The following is a 14,742-nucleotide window of genomic DNA, read 5'->3' on the forward strand; positions in this document are numbered from 1 at the left end:
ATTTTAACAACCCCATGCAGCATGGTTGCTTATTGGTATTAATATATGAGACGTATATTCGTATGTCAGAAAATTTTGCGCAGTTATTTGAAGAAAGCTTAAAGGGTTTTGAAGCAGAGCAAGGCTCTATTGTTAAAGGTACAGTAATCTCAATCGAGAATAACATTGTACTTGTAGATGCTGGTCTTAAATCAGAAAGTGCTATCCCTGCAGAGCAGTTCAAAAATGCTGCTGGTGAACTAGAAGTTGCTGTAGGCGACGAAGTAGATGTTGCACTAGATGCAATCGAAGACGGTTTCGGTGAAACTATCCTTTCTCGTGAGAAAGCGAAGCGTCACGAAGCGTGGATCCGTCTTGAGAAAGCATGTGAAGAGCAAGAGACTGTTACTGGTGTTATCAACGGTAAAGTTAAAGGCGGTTTCACAGTTGAAGTTGATTCAATCCGTGCTTTCCTACCTGGTTCACTTGTTGATGTTCGTCCAGTACGTGACACAACTCACCTTGAAGGCAAAGAGCTTGAATTTAAAGTAATCAAGCTTGACCAAAAACGTAACAACGTTGTTGTTTCACGTCGTGCAGTTATCGAATCTGAAAACTCACAAGAACGTGAAGAGCTTCTTGCTAACCTTGTTGAAGGTCAAGAAGTTAAAGGTATCGTTAAGAACCTTACTGACTACGGTGCATTCGTTGACCTTGGTGGTGTTGATGGTCTACTACACATCACTGATATGGCGTGGAAGCGTGTTAAGCACCCTTCAGAAATCGTTAATGTTGGCGACGAAATCGCAGTTAAAGTTCTTAAATTCGACAAAGATAAAACTCGTGTATCTCTAGGCCTTAAACAGCTTGGCGAAGATCCATGGGCAGCTATCGCTGGTCGTTACCCAGAAGGTTCTAAGCTTTCTGGTCGTGTAACTAACCTTACTGATTACGGTTGCTTCGTAGAAATCGAAGAAGGCGTTGAAGGTCTAGTTCACGTTTCTGAAATGGATTGGACTAACAAGAACATCCACCCTTCAAAAGTTGTTTCACTAGGTGACACTGTTGAAGTTATGGTTCTTGAAATCGACGAAGAACGTCGTCGTATTTCTCTTGGTCTTAAGCAATGTATTGCTAATCCTTGGCAGGAATTTGCTCGTCTACAAAACAAAGGCGACCAAGTTACTGGTAAGATCAAATCAATCACTGACTTCGGTATCTTTATCGGTCTTGACGGTGGTATTGATGGTCTTGTACACCTTTCAGACATTTCTTGGAACACGCCTGGCGAAGAAGCTGTACGTGAATTCAAGAAAGGCGACGAAATCACTGCTATCGTATTGCAAGTTGACCCAGAGCGTGAACGTATCTCTTTAGGTGTTAAGCAAATCGAAGCTGACCCGTTCAATAACTACCTTGATGCAAACAAAAAAGGTGCTATTGTTAAAGGTAAAGTGACTGAAGTTGATGCGAAAGGCGCAACTGTAGAGCTTATCGAAGGCGTTGAAGGTTACATCCGTGTAGCTGATATCGCTCAAGAGCGCGTTGAAGATGCAACTACTGTTGCTTCTGTAGGCGACGAAATCGAAGCTAAATACGTTGGCGTTGATCGTAAGAACCGCACTTTAAGCTTATCTGTTAAAGCTCTTTTCGAAGCAGAAGAGAAAGAAGTACTAGAGAAGCTTAAGAAAGAAGAGCCAGTGTTTGAAAACGCAATGGCAGCTGCTTTCGCAAATGCACAAAAAGACTAATTACTAATTAGTTTTTAATTGGAAGGGCAGTTTTGCCCTTCCACTATTCTCTTTAAGGAAACGCTATGACTAAGTCAGAACTGATAGAAACACTTGCCGAACAGCACGCACACGTTCCAGTGAAAGATGTTGAAAATGCAGTAAAAGAAATTCTTGAACAAATGGCCGGCTCATTATCTACTTCAGATCGTATTGAGATCAGAGGTTTTGGTAGTTTCTCTTTGCATTACCGCGCTCCTCGCACAGGTCGTAATCCTAAGACTGGCGATACAGTAGAGCTCGATGGTAAGCATGTACCTCATTTTAAACCAGGCAAAGAATTACGCGACCGCGTAAACGAGAGTATTGCCTAGTTAACCAGTTGGAGTAGTTACTTGTTTAAGGTATTAAAAATTATTCTGGTTGTACTATGCCTATTTTGCGCATTTTTATTGGGTTCTCAAAATCCACAATTAGTACAAATCAATTATATTATTGCCAGTAATACCTTGCCACTCGCTGTAATAATAAGTATCTGCTTTATACTGGGTGTAATAATAGGGTGTTTTATTAGCTTTAAATTGTTTTCTAAATTAAAGTGGCAAAATTACCGCTTAAAAAAACAATTAGCGCCAGAAAAAAATAATAGTAAGCTTATTGCTAATAAAGACACCTAATCATGATTGAGCTTTTGTTTTTACTACTGCCTGTTGCTGCCGGTTATGGCTGGATTATGGGCAAAAATAGTGCAAAAAACCAAGCTCATCAACTCAATCGCCAAATCACTTCAGAATACAGTAAAGGCTTAAAGTTTTTACTAGACAGAGAAGAAGATCAGGGCTTAGAGCATCTAATAAACCTATTAGAAGTGGCTGCTGACTCTGTTGACCACTACTCAACCCTTGCTACTATGTTTCGCCGAAGAGGCGAGCTTGACCGCGCAATAAAAATTCATGAACTCCTTTTAAAACACCCAAGTTTAAATGAACAACAAGCCGCAGCTAGCCGTCTAGAATTAGCCGAAGATTATATTATGGCCGGCTTATTAGACGGTGCAGAAGAGCATTTAGTGTGGCTTGTTAAAGCTGGGCATGAACAAGCACTTGACCCAATTATTACTTTATACTCGCAAACTCGAGAGTGGGAAAAGGGCATTAATATGTTCGAAGCCCACAGTGAGTTATTTGTTAAAGAGCAGCATTTTAAAGCAATTGCTAATTTTTACAGCGAAGCTGCTCTAAGCGAAAATAAACCGCAATTAATGAACAAAGCCATTAGCTTAAATTACAAAGCGGTTCGCCCTTTATACGAATTAGGGTTATCGGCGTACACAAGTGAAGACTACGTAAAAGCAATTTACTATTGGCGTGAACTCGTTTGCCAATTTACGTTATTTGCGCCTTTGTTTATTGATCAGCTTGCACATAGTTATAAGCAGTTAAATTTAACACATCAGTTTCATGATTTATTATGTGACTTGCTCGATAAAGGTGGGGTGCTAATAAAAATAAAACATTGCCAAGCACTGTTAGAGCAGGGAAATACTAAACAGGCATTTGATTTTTTAACTGACAGCTTAAAACGTCAGCCTACAATTCGAGGTTTTAGCTTTTTACTACAGCTAATGGGTGATAAAAATCCAAATACCAAAGAAGTACTTGATGAAATTGATAAGCTAGTTACGTCGTATATAGCTACAAAACCAGACTTTCAATGCCAACATTGTGGTTTTACAAGCCACACTATTTATTGGAACTGCCCATCTTGTAAACATTGGGAAACCATTGTGCCAAGTAGAGGCCTAGACGGATTTTAATAACCCCCAACTATTTATAACTTTACTGCCATTCATTAGGATAGTTATGTCTTTAGAAGATACAAAAAAAGTTCTTATTGCCCTAGATTACGATTCACAAGACGCGGCTCTTAATTTTGTAAAAAAACTCTCACCAGATACGTGTCGCTTAAAAGTAGGCAAAGAAATGTTTACTTATTTTGGCCCTGCATTCGTTAAACTGTTAATCGATTTAGGCTTTGACGTATTTTTAGATTTAAAATTCCATGATATCCCTAACACAGTGGCAAAAGCGGTCACCGCAGCGGCTAATATGGGCGTTTGGATGGTAAACGTTCATGCATCAGGTGGTTTTGAAATGATGAATAAGGCAAAGCTTGCACTTGAAAAGTTTGGTGATAAAGCACCTTTATTAATTGCAGTGACAGTGCTAACCAGCATGGACGAAGCTGAACTAAAGCGTTTGGGTGTTGAAAAATCAGCGCAAGATCAAGTTATTCATTTAGCTAAATTAACAAAAGATGCAGGGCTTGATGGCGTAGTATGTTCTGCCCAAGAAGCGAAAGCGCTAAAAGCACAATTAGGTAGCGAGTTTAAGCTAGTTACTCCTGGCATTCGTCCGGCTGGTAGTGATGTGGGCGACCAAAAACGCATTATGACACCTAAGCAAGCTATTGAAGCGGGTAGCGATTACTTAGTGATTGGAAGACCAATTACACAATCGTCAGATCCGGTACAAACTTTATCCGATGTTAATAAGTCGCTGGTTTAAGTTAACAAAAAGCAATTATTTAGTGCTAAACCCCTTTTATGAATACATTTTTATGCTACATTAGTACTAAGAATGCAGTAAGGGGTTTATTTTGAAGTTAATTTTTGGATCTATTTTAATTGTTGTTGCAGGTTTTTCAGTAAATAAATATGTTTTTTCTAGTAAAGCTTATGATGGAGTAGCGACGATTACTGACTTAGTCGCAAATTACCCTGTCGATTTATTTGAATTTAAGCAAACCATGCATGGCTACGCACACCACTTATGCTATAAAAATGAAGAGCGCTTAACGCGCCAAAACGTAACTACGTCAGATTGCATTTCAAATCACGACGACAAACAAAGTGAATGTGAAAATAAAGTATTTAGGTTGGCGCCACTAAGTTTAGAAACCAAAGCTGAGATACTTGATTATTCAAAGCAATATACAGAATGTACGTTGCCGTATAAGCGTATTATGGGCTAATGCCTATTAGCAATTCCCTAATTATTTTTGAAGGGAAAACCAAGTGTTAGCTTTGTTTAAAAAATTTTATTTACGCGAAGGTGAGGGCAGAAAATAGGGCAATATAAGTGCCGTTAGTGATAATAGCTAAATAACGTTTTTTATTCATCAAAACGTTTTATCATCTTTGAACAATCATTTAATTAGACTATTTAGAAAAAATTTAACTATAAGCGCCAACATAATATTAGCGCTTATAAATAGGTTTACGACTATTTTAAGCGGATAGATTTGGCTTCTATGTCTATCAAGCCTTGCTTAAATAAACCACCAATGGCTTTTTTGTAGTTAGCTTTACTGGTTGAAAATACTTTTTTGATAAGCTCAGGATCAGATTTATCACCAATGGCTAGTATGCCGCCTTCGTTTTTAAGCTTTTCCATTATTTTATCGCCAAGTTCACTTACTTTACCCATGCCTGGCTTTTCAAGTATAACGTCGATTTTTCCGTCTTCTCGTACTTTTTGAACAAACCCTTTAAGCTTTTGCCCTACAAATAAGTTTTTAAATACCATGTTGTAAAACACAACCCCAAAGTGAGACTCTTCAATAAGCACTTTGTAGCCAATATCTGTTTTACCAGCAACAATTAAATCAACTTCTTGAAGATGTGTGTACTCAGGCTCATCTTTTGATAAAAAGCGATTAAAGTTGCTTGATGCACAAATACGTTGGCTCGCATTATCTAAATATAAGCGAACTAAATAAGAATGACCTTCTTGCATACGTGGTTTTTGCTCGTTAAATGGAGCTAAAACATCTTTCTCTAGTCCCCAATCTAAAAAAGCGCCAATGCTATTTATTTCTTTAACACGAAGCAGTGCGTATTCACCAACTTGGGCATGGGGTTTTTTTACTGTTGCTGTAGGTAAATTGGCGTTATCTAAAAAGATAAAAACGCTTATGCTATCGCCAGCTTCAAGTTCATCTTTAATTTCGTGTTTTGGTAAAAACACTTCCCCTAAATCGTGGCCATCAAGGTAAGCACCTTCATTGCTCACTTCTTTTACAAATAAGGTTTGTGTTGTTCCTAGGTAACTCATAATTATTCCTGCTCAGGCTTTTTTTTACGGCGCATTGGTGAATTGCCATCAATGTTCATCGGGGCTTTTATAGGTGCAGCTGGTTTTTTAGGTTTTGCCTTGCGTTTAACTTGCGGCTTTTTCACCTGTGCAACTTTTTTAGTTTTTACAGCGGCTGTTGCAGGCTTTTTCTCTTTTATACCTTTAAATTTAGCTTTAAGGCCATCAACGCTTGCAAAAACCAGCTCGTCGTTCAAAAACGACTTAATTGCTAAGTAGCTTGCCCAGTCTTTAGGGCCTACTAGCGATAATGCATTACCTTTAAATCCGGCGCGGCCTGTACGACCTATACGGTGTACATACTCTTCAGCGTGTTTTGGTAAATCAAAATTGATTACGTGCGTTACACTTAATAAGTCCAATCCTCGCGAAGCGACATCAGTGGTGATCAAAATTTTAAAGTTTTCGCGGCTAAACGAGTCCATGATCTCTAGGCGTTTGCTCTGTGTTAAATCGCCAGCTAAAGCCACCGATTTAAAACCTTTTGCATTTAATGCTTCACTTAAACGGCTGGTATCGGCACGGGTTGCTGTAAATATAATACATTGGCCAACATCATCTTGTTTTAAAAAATGCTCAAGTAACGCTTCTTTATGATCAAGGTGATCGGCTAAATAGAGTGTTTGTTTAATATCACTGTGTTGCTCGTTAGCGGCGCTCAGTGTAATTTGTTTTGGCTTTTTTAATAAATTACGCGATAGGGCATCTACTTGAGCGTGATCTAGTGTCGCTGAAAACAACAATGTTTGGCGCAAGCGGTGATTAGCTTGCTCGTTAATCATTTTCAGCTGTTCAGTAAAACCTAAGTCTAAAATACGGTCGGCTTCATCAAAAATTAATAGCTCTAACCCACTTAATTGTAATGAGCGTTTTGTGATGTGATCGGCCAAACGCCCTGGGGTTGCCACAACAAAGTGCGGGTCGTTACGAAGGGCTTTAATTTGATCGTTAAAGTTCTCGCCACCTAGTATTTTTACAGCTTTAATGTTTGTGCCCGCAATTAATAAACGCAATTGCGTAAATACTTGCGTTGCAAGCTCACGGGTTGGTGCAACAATGAGGACACGTGGATCGCGTTTACTGAGCGCTTTTTGTTTCATAACTCGCTGAACAGCAGGTAATAAAAACGCTAATGTTTTGCCCGACCCAGTTTTAGACTGAGCAAAAATGTCATGCCCTGCAAGTGCGGTAGGCACTGCATGTGCTTGAATATCTGTGGGCTGGGTGATCCCTTGATGTGCTAATTGTGTTTCAAGGCGAGTATCAATCCCAAGATCAGTAAAGTGCAAAGTCGTGTTCTCCAATGTGCAACTTAAATTAATGGCCGCATTATAGCTTACACAAGGGTTATGCCGACAGTAAAAACCATTCTAACGCGCTATTTTTTGCAATTAATCATAAAAAGCGTAAAATACGCGCCCCATATGCGCCGGATTTACGATTCGGTAAACGCCACTTAAGGCTATCAAAGCAAAATAGGAAGTAAAATGACTGCTGTTCATAAAGATGATGTAACAAACGAGCACTTTGTAGTGTGTGCAATGTACAAATTTGTAGGTTTGCCAAATTTTGAAGCACTACGTAAACCCCTTTTAGAAGTGATGGAAGCAAACGAAGTACGCGGTACTTTATTGCTTGCTGCTGAAGGTATTAACGGTACTGTATCGGCTAAGCGCGAAGGAATAGATAACTTACTTGCGTGGTTAGACACACAAGAAAACCTAAAAGACATAGTGACTAAAGAATCATACGATGATGAATGCCCGTTTTACCGCACTAAAGTAAAGCTAAAAAACGAAATTGTTACTATGGGCGTTGAAGGGGTTGACCCACTAAAAGTAGTGGGAAGCTATGTTAAGCCTAAAGAGTGGAATGCATTAATATCAGACCCTGAAGTAATTTTGATTGATACACGTAACGATTACGAAATTGAAATTGGCACTTTTCAAAATGCAGTCGATCCTAATACCAAAACTTTCCGAGAGTTCCCTCAGTGGGCTAAAGAAAATTTAGACCCAGAAAAACACAAAAAAGTAGCCATGTTTTGTACCGGTGGTATTCGCTGCGAAAAATCAACGGCTTACATGAAAGAGCAAGGGTTTGATGAAGTTTACCACCTTGAAGGCGGTATTTTAAAATACCTAGAAGAAGTGCCAAAAGAAGAAACAATGTGGGAAGGCGAGTGTTTTGTTTTTGATAATCGTGTAGCAGTAAATCATGATTTACAAAAAGGCTCTTACGATCAATGTCATGCGTGTCGTATGCCGATTACAGAAGAAGAAAAGCAAAAGCCAGAATACATGGAAGGTGTTTCGTGTCATCACTGTATTGATAATGTAACCGATGAGCAACGTGCTCGTTTTGCTGAGCGTCAAAAGCAAATAGAATTAGCACAAGCACGTGGTGAAGGGCACATTGGTAATGAAGCGCAAGCGGTTTTACAACAACGTAAAGAAGCTAAAAAAGCACAAAAAGAAGCCCAGCGCGGTAAATAATCTTTAACTACCTATTATCTACATAGCCCAGTTTATACTGGGCTTTTTTATTTATATAGCCACTTTTTAGTTTAATCCTGCCTGTATTTGTATAAATGCTTAGTCTTTAGGCGCCTTTTTCAAAAAGTAATTGGTATTACCAAATTAATTTCATCTTATAGTTTTGCTAATTTATCGTTCTATCCTACCTATTGATCAATCAGCTGTTAGACTTCGTAAGGTAATGGAAATAATAATTAATTAAGGTGTTACTTTGAAATCGCAAAACTTTTTAATCGGTGTGCTTAGTTCGCTGCTGTTTTTCAGCCTTCCTGCAATGAGCGCGAACGTTGTTGTACAAAAAATTGCCCTCGAAAGTGCTAAACAACAAGTGCAAGCGGTAGGAAATACAGAGGCAATACATTCGGTTGTAATGTACCCTGCAGTAGGCGATAGAGTAACAGGCGTTTTTTTTAAGCCAGGTGATAAAGTAAAAAAAGGCGATACTTTACTCGAACTTGATTCTCGTAGGCAAAAAGCAGCGCTTGATGAGGCTAAAATTAAACTTGCCGACACCCAGCGAATACTAAAACGATTAGAACAAAGTCAGGCCAAAGGCGCAGTGCCTAAAAGCGATGTTGATGATGCTAAAACCGTTGTAGAGCTTGCCAAAGTCACCCTCATACAGGCCCAAACTGAGCTTGAAGACAGAAAAGTAATTGCGCCAATAAATGGCATTATGGGTTTAACAGATGTTGAGGTAGGCGATAGAATAACCGAGCTAACCCCCATTGCCACAATAGATGACACAACAAGCTTGTACATAAATTTTAACGCACCGGAGTCGGCTATCAGTATGCTGCGTAATAAAAGCAGTTTAACGGTGTTTCCTTGGCAATCAGACACTGCCATTAAGGCTGATATTGCCTATTTAGACTCACGCGTAGACCCACAAACTCGTACTTTACGTGTTAAAGCCAAGCTAAATAATGAAAAACAACAATTTTTACCTGGTATGAGCTTTAGAGTACATATTGAAGTGTTAGGCGAGCGTTTTGCTGCAGTTCCTGAGGCTGCATTACTGTGGGGGGCAACAGGCCCGTATGTATGGACCAGCATTGATAAAAAAGCCACACGTGTTGATGTAAAAATAGAGCAGCGCTTGGCGGGGCGATTATTGGTTTCTGGGCCGTTAAATAAAGGCGATACTTTAGTAATTGAAGGGGTACAACGCTTACGTGCAGGCCAAGAGCTAAGCTTTAATTTACCCGCGCAAGATACGCAGGAGTAGGTATGAAACAGCAACCTATGATGCAAGACTTACCCTCAATGGCGATTCGCCGCCCAGTACTTATTGTGGTGCTTAACTTATTAATTATTATTGCAGGTATTGCCGCTATTGCGGGTGTTGAAGTAAGAGAGCTTCCTGATGTAGATAGACCACGTATCACGGTTTCGGCGCCATTTCCTGGCGGCTCGCCTGAGACCGTTGATACCGAAGTAACCAGCAAATTAGAAGGCGCAGTAGCGCGTGTAAGTGGCGTTAAATCAATACGCGCACAAAGTGAAGAGGGAAATGCACGTATTGTGGTCGAATTTAGACCAGGCATAAATTTAGATGACGCCGCGAATGAAACGCGTGAGTCTGTTGCACGTGTAGAGCGAGACCTTCCAGAGGAAGTAGAACGTGTTTCTATTATTAAAGCCGACAACGACGCCGAGGCAGTTGTGTCTCTCACTGTTTCAAGTGAAAGTTTATCGCTTGAAGCACTTACCGAGCGCGTAAATGTTGACTTAGCGCCGCAATTTTTAACTATTCCGGGTGTCGCAGATGTACGCTTAAACGGTGATAGAGAACGAGTATTAAGAGTACGGATAGACCCGCTAAAACTAAGTAGCTTTAATTTAACAGTGCCCGATGTAGCACAAGTGCTTAGCCAAGCGCCGTTTGATGTGCCAGCAGGGAGTTTAAAGTCAAACGATCAGCAAATTATTGTACGTGCCGATGCAACCTCTATTACTCCAGAACAAGTTGGCGATATTATAATACAAGGCGATACCCGAATTAGTGATATTGCAGCTGTGTATTTTGGCCCTGCCGATCCGCGCTCTATGGTAAGGCTAAACGGTAAGCCCGTTATTGGTATGGAAATTATTCGACAAGCACAATCAAATACAATTGAAATATCAGATGAAGTGCTAAAGCTTATTACAAGTATGCAAACACGCTTTCCAGAAATGGAATTTACACTTACCTCCGATGACGCACAATTTATAAGAAGCTCAGTAGATGAAGTAATTTACTCTTTATTACTTACAGTATTGTTAGTGGTTGTCACTTTGTGGGTATTTATTGGCTCTTGGCGCGCCACTTTAGTGCCTGCTTTTGCTATTCCTGTTGCCTTAATAGGGTCTTTAGCACTTATATGGGCACTGGGTTTTTCAATAAATATTTTAACCTTGTTGGCGCTTGTATTAGCCACAGGCTTAATTGTTGATGATGCCATAGTAGTAAGTGAAAATATTCAGCGCCAGCGGGGGCTAGGTTTAGGGCGTCGGGCAGCTGCTGTAATAGGCACGCGCGAGGTATTTTTTGCTGTTGTAGCAACCACGGCTGTACTTGCTGCTGTATTTATACCTATTGCGTTTTTACCCTCTACTGCCGGTCGCTTATTTAGAGAGTTTGGTGGAGTACTTGCCGGTGCGGTAATTATATCAAGCTTTGTGGCACTTTCATTAGTGCCTGCTCTTACCTCCAAATTAAAGTTAAAGCAGGGCGGTTTTCACCCATTTGCTAAACTAGGCCATTGGTTGGGTGGTATTTATACAAAAACAATTCATAAAGTGCTTAACCATGCATGGCTTACATTTGCGCTCTGTTTATTGGTTGCAGCAGGCTCAGGGGCGTTGTACGCCAGTTTAGACAGCGAGCTTTTGCCAACAGAAGACCGAGGAAAAATTCGTATATTTGCACGTGGCCCAGATGGTGTAGGACTAAACTTTATGGATAGGCAAGCGATAAAAATGGAAGATATTTTACTTCCGTTTGTCGATAGCGGCGAAATTGAGTCAATTTATACTGTGGTAGGCCAATGGGACCCTAATATTGTGTTTATTACTGTGCCATTAAAGCATTGGGATGAGCGCCATTTTAGCCAACAAGAAATTATTAATAAGATACGCCAGCCACTTGGCGATATTCCAGGAGCACCAGCTTACCCAGGTGGGGCTAATAGTTTAAATCTACGTGGTCAAGGGGGAGGCGTTGAAATCGCGCTGCTTGGGCAAGATTATTTGCAAATATTTAAAGCGGCTCAGCAGTTTTCTGCGGCATTAGAAAAAGCCGTTCCTGAGGTGGCACCTGTGCGTATTTCTTATCAGCCATCGCAACCACAACTAAGAGTAAATATAGACAGACGCCGTGCACAAGAGCTCGGTGTATCGCTAGACGACATTGCCATAACCTTGCGCGCAGCAATAAATGGCGACGACGTAGAAGATTTAAACATTGGCGATCAGTCTGTGCCAATTATGCTCCAAGCGCAAAACCAAACCATAAACAGTCCAAGTGATTTGGCTAATTTATATATCAGAGCGGGTAATGGCAGTTTAGTACCATTAAGTAGTGTGGCCTATATTTCTGAAGAGGGGGTGGCTGCAGAGCTTGAACGTCATGCCCAGCGCCGCTCAATAGAGCTCAGTATGGAGTTGCCAGAATCGTTAACCATTGCTGCTTTAGTAGAGCAAATAAAAACGGTGTCTGAGCAATCGTTAGAGCCAGGTATTGCACTAGCGTTTAAAGGCGAAGCGCTTACGTATGAAGAAACATCTAGCGAAGTACTTGTAACTTATGTACTTGCTTTTTTAATTGTATTTTTAGTATTGGCTGCTCAATTTGAAAATGTAAATAGTGCCATTGTGGTTATGATAACCGTTCCCTTTGGTATTACCTCGGCCATATTAGCGCTTTATTTAACCGGCACGTCGTTAAATATTTACTCTCAAATTGGTTTAGTGATGCTGATAGGCTTAATCGCTAAAAACGCAATTTTGCTTGTTGAATTTGCAGACCAATTACGCGATCAAGGTTTAACGGTCAGAAAAGCCGTCGAGCAAGCTGCGCTGGTACGTTTACGCCCAATTACGATGACCCTTATATCTACTCTACTTGGAGCATTGCCGTTAATTCTCTCTACAGGCGCAGGGGCTGAGGCCCGAAATGCAATTGGCTGGGTGGTGTTTGGCGGATTAGCACTTGCGGTGTTGTTTACGCTTTATCTTACTCCGGTAATTTACTTAGGCTTAGCACGCTTTACCACGCCAAGGGGGGATGAATCTAAGCAGCTCGCACAAGAGCTTGAAAAAATCTAACCTTAAAGCCATGCCCAGCAACGTTTTTAAATTAAAAGTGTACTGGGCATGGTTATGGCTTGATTGGCACTACTTGTTTGTTAAGATAGCCACTTAAGCATATACATGCCTTTTTGTGTGGCCACAAGGAATTCCAATGCAAGCCGAACAAGTTGAAATTGCGCAATTTTTAGCGCAGCACCCGCCATTTGATGACTTACCGACAAACGCTTTAAACGAGCTTGCGCAACAAGTTGAAGTAGCTTACTACCGCTCGCAAACTGATATTTTAACGTTAGGCCAAGACATCGCTGATTTATTTATAATTCGCAGTGGCTCTGTAGAAATTTATCGTCGTAATAACGAGCTTTATAATCGCTTAGATGTGGGCGGTATTTTTGGCCAAATGGGCTTGTTGATGAATCGTAAAGTGCGCTTTCCTGCAAAGGCGCTCGAAGACACCCTAGTGTACTGTATTAACTTTACGCTGTTTAACCGTTTTTGTGACGAGTTTGACGGCTTTGCTGATTATTTTGAAGCCGATGGCAATGTACGCCTTCGCCAAGCGTTAGTTGAGCAAGCCGACAGCAACGATTTAACAACCGCCAAAGTTAAGTCGCTCATTCATCGCGATGTGGTAACGCTAAGTACGCAAACCACCATACAAGATGTTGCTAAAGTAATGACAGAAGAAGCGGTATCTTCTGTGTTAGTTACCGATTTAGACAAACCAATAAGCGACGACCCAGAAGAAGACGATGGGCAAATTGTAGGCATTATTACCGACCGCGATATACGCACAAAAGTGGTAGCCGAAGGCCTTGGGCTTGATGTTACCGCAGATAAAATTATGTCGACTAATCTTGTACTGCTTGATTCAAATGCCTATGTATTTGAAGCCGTCCTTGCCATGCTGCGCGACAACTTGCACCACTTACCTGTGGTACAAAAGCGCCGACCTATTGGGGTTATTTCACTATCCGATATTTTAAGGTACGAGTCGCAAAGTAGTTTACTCTTGGTACGCGGTATTTTAGCGCAGCAAACCATTGAAGATTTAGCACATTACGCGCGCCAGCTGCCCAATGTATTTGTACGTATGGTAAACGAAGATGCTAATTCACATATGATTGGTACGGCAATGGCGGTAATAGGGCGTACTTTTAAACAGCGCTTATTAGTACTGGCTGAAGAAAAATATGGACCGCCGCCAGTACCTTACTGTTTTATAGCGTTAGGCTCTATGGCGCGAGACGAACAACTTATTGTAACAGATCAAGATAACGCGCTTATTTTGGATGACAATTACGATGATGAAAAACACAACGAGTACTTTCAAAATATTTCTGATTTTGTGTGTGATGGCTTAGCGCAATGTGGTTATACCTATTGCAGCGGCGAAATTATGGCCTCATTTAAAAAATGGCGTAAAACACGCTCGCAATGGTTTGATCAATTCTCACAGTGGATAGCCTTACCTAAACCACAAGCCCTACTTAACAGCTCAATATTTTTTGATTTAGATGGGGTCTGGGGGAAAACAAAGTGGGCCGACGAGCTTAAAATTTTTATTGCTAAGCAAAGTAAACAAAACCGGGTGTTTTTAGCAAATATGGCCGCCAATGCCCGAAACCGCACACCGCCACTTGGGTTTTTTAAAGGCTTTGTGCTTGAGCATAACGGCCAGCATAAGCGCTCAATGAACTTAAAACGCAGAGGCACCGCGCCGCTTTCTGATGTGATAAGAGTGCATGCACTGGCGATAGGCTCTCGTAAGCAAAATTCGTTTGAACGCCTTGAAGATATTATTGAATCGCGCCTGTTACCTGAGGGTAAAGCACAGGATTTACGTGACGCGTTAGAATACATTGCCATGATGCGAATTCGCCATCAAGCATGGCAAATAGAGCAAGAAGAAGAGCCCGATAACGACATAGACCCGCATTTACTTTCGCCGTTTGAGCAACGCAATTTAAAAGAAGCGTTTGCCATACTCGAAAAAGCACAAAGCTACTTAAAGTTTAGCTACTCAGCCAATGCGGGTGTTAAGTAGCG

Annotated in this window: 12 protein-coding genes; 10 read left to right on the forward strand and 2 right to left on the reverse strand. The window is 40.8% G+C overall.

Features of this window, described 5'->3' with window-relative positions; genetic code table 11:
- The first annotated feature begins 62 nt into the window (after positions 1-62).
- The 6 genes from rpsA to MTF68_RS01435 all read left to right on the forward strand — a co-directional run bounded on the left by rpsA (position 63) and on the right by MTF68_RS01435 (position 4,742).
- Positions 63-1,730: a 30S ribosomal protein S1 gene (gene rpsA / locus MTF68_RS01410; protein ID WP_004587871.1), complete on the forward strand. Its 1,668-nt coding sequence runs from the start codon at positions 63-65 to the stop codon at positions 1,728-1,730.
- Positions 1,731-1,795: 65 nt separating this feature from the next.
- The gene (gene ihfB / locus MTF68_RS01415) at positions 1,796-2,083 is read left to right on the forward strand and encodes an integration host factor subunit beta (RefSeq protein WP_004587872.1); all 288 of its coding nucleotides are present in this window, start codon (positions 1,796-1,798) and stop codon (positions 2,081-2,083) included.
- Positions 2,084-2,104: 21 nt separating this feature from the next.
- Positions 2,105-2,386, forward strand: a complete 282-nt coding sequence (locus MTF68_RS01420; RefSeq protein ID WP_004587873.1) for a LapA family protein — start codon at positions 2,105-2,107, stop codon at positions 2,384-2,386.
- 2 nt (positions 2,387-2,388) lie between these two features.
- Entirely contained in the window at positions 2,389-3,525 is a 1,137-nt protein-coding gene (lapB, locus tag MTF68_RS01425) for a lipopolysaccharide assembly protein LapB (RefSeq protein WP_054982456.1), read from the forward strand.
- Between the two features lie 46 nt (positions 3,526-3,571).
- Positions 3,572-4,276: an orotidine-5'-phosphate decarboxylase gene (gene pyrF / locus MTF68_RS01430; protein ID WP_248461425.1), complete on the forward strand. Its 705-nt coding sequence runs from the start codon at positions 3,572-3,574 to the stop codon at positions 4,274-4,276.
- A 91-nt stretch (positions 4,277-4,367) separates the two neighbouring features.
- On the forward strand, positions 4,368-4,742 hold the full coding sequence (locus tag MTF68_RS01435; RefSeq protein WP_004587876.1) for a hypothetical protein: 375 nt from the start codon (positions 4,368-4,370) through the stop codon (positions 4,740-4,742).
- Positions 4,743-4,993: 251 nt separating this feature from the next.
- Here MTF68_RS01435 and MTF68_RS01440 read toward each other — a convergent pair whose 3' ends face one another.
- Both MTF68_RS01440 and MTF68_RS01445 read right to left on the reverse strand, forming a co-directional pair.
- The gene (locus MTF68_RS01440) at positions 4,994-5,824 is read right to left on the reverse strand and encodes a S1-like domain-containing RNA-binding protein (RefSeq protein ID WP_054982457.1); all 831 of its coding nucleotides are present in this window, start codon (positions 5,822-5,824) and stop codon (positions 4,994-4,996) included.
- 2 nt (positions 5,825-5,826) lie between these two features.
- Positions 5,827-7,152 carry a DEAD/DEAH box helicase gene (locus MTF68_RS01445; protein ID WP_029774003.1) on the reverse strand — a complete coding sequence of 442 codons (1,326 nt, stop codon included), beginning with the start codon at positions 7,150-7,152 and terminating at the stop codon, positions 5,827-5,829.
- Positions 7,153-7,350: 198 nt separating this feature from the next.
- Here MTF68_RS01445 and MTF68_RS01450 point away from each other — a divergent pair, with 198 nt between their 5' ends.
- From MTF68_RS01450 to MTF68_RS01465, 4 genes are all read left to right on the forward strand, one after another.
- A complete protein-coding gene (locus tag MTF68_RS01450; protein WP_024034100.1) occupies positions 7,351-8,358 on the forward strand; it encodes a rhodanese-related sulfurtransferase in 1,008 nt (335 codons plus the stop codon).
- 253 nt (positions 8,359-8,611) lie between these two features.
- Positions 8,612-9,628, forward strand: a complete 1,017-nt coding sequence (locus MTF68_RS01455) for an efflux RND transporter periplasmic adaptor subunit (protein WP_248461426.1) — start codon at positions 8,612-8,614, stop codon at positions 9,626-9,628.
- 2 nt (positions 9,629-9,630) lie between these two features.
- Positions 9,631-12,708 carry an efflux RND transporter permease subunit gene (locus MTF68_RS01460; RefSeq protein WP_248461427.1) on the forward strand — a complete coding sequence of 1,026 codons (3,078 nt, stop codon included), beginning with the start codon at positions 9,631-9,633 and terminating at the stop codon, positions 12,706-12,708.
- Positions 12,709-12,844: 136 nt separating this feature from the next.
- Positions 12,845-14,740 carry a DUF294 nucleotidyltransferase-like domain-containing protein gene (locus MTF68_RS01465; protein ID WP_004587882.1) on the forward strand — a complete coding sequence of 632 codons (1,896 nt, stop codon included), beginning with the start codon at positions 12,845-12,847 and terminating at the stop codon, positions 14,738-14,740.
- The last annotated feature ends 2 nt before the right edge of the window (positions 14,741-14,742 follow it).

Origin of the sequence: Pseudoalteromonas sp. 2CM37A (assembly GCF_023161885.1) — a bacterium.
GTDB lineage: Bacteria > Pseudomonadota > Gammaproteobacteria > Enterobacterales > Alteromonadaceae > Pseudoalteromonas > Pseudoalteromonas atlantica.

Coding starts and splice junctions, on each gene's coding strand:
- rpsA (WP_004587871.1), top strand. CDS start 63: ATGTCAGAAAATTTTGCGCAGTTATTTGAAGAAAGCTTAAAGGGTTTT.
- ihfB (WP_004587872.1), top strand. CDS start 1,796: ATGACTAAGTCAGAACTGATAGAAACACTTGCCGAACAGCACGCACAC.
- lapB (WP_054982456.1), top strand. CDS start 2,389: ATGATTGAGCTTTTGTTTTTACTACTGCCTGTTGCTGCCGGTTATGGC.
- pyrF (WP_248461425.1), top strand. CDS start 3,572: ATGTCTTTAGAAGATACAAAAAAAGTTCTTATTGCCCTAGATTACGAT.
- MTF68_RS01440 (WP_054982457.1), bottom strand. CDS start 5,824: ATGAGTTACCTAGGAACAACACAAACCTTATTTGTAAAAGAAGTGAGC.
- MTF68_RS01450 (WP_024034100.1), top strand. CDS start 7,351: ATGACTGCTGTTCATAAAGATGATGTAACAAACGAGCACTTTGTAGTG.
- MTF68_RS01460 (WP_248461427.1), top strand. CDS start 9,631: ATGAAACAGCAACCTATGATGCAAGACTTACCCTCAATGGCGATTCGC.
- MTF68_RS01465 (WP_004587882.1), top strand. CDS start 12,845: ATGCAAGCCGAACAAGTTGAAATTGCGCAATTTTTAGCGCAGCACCCG.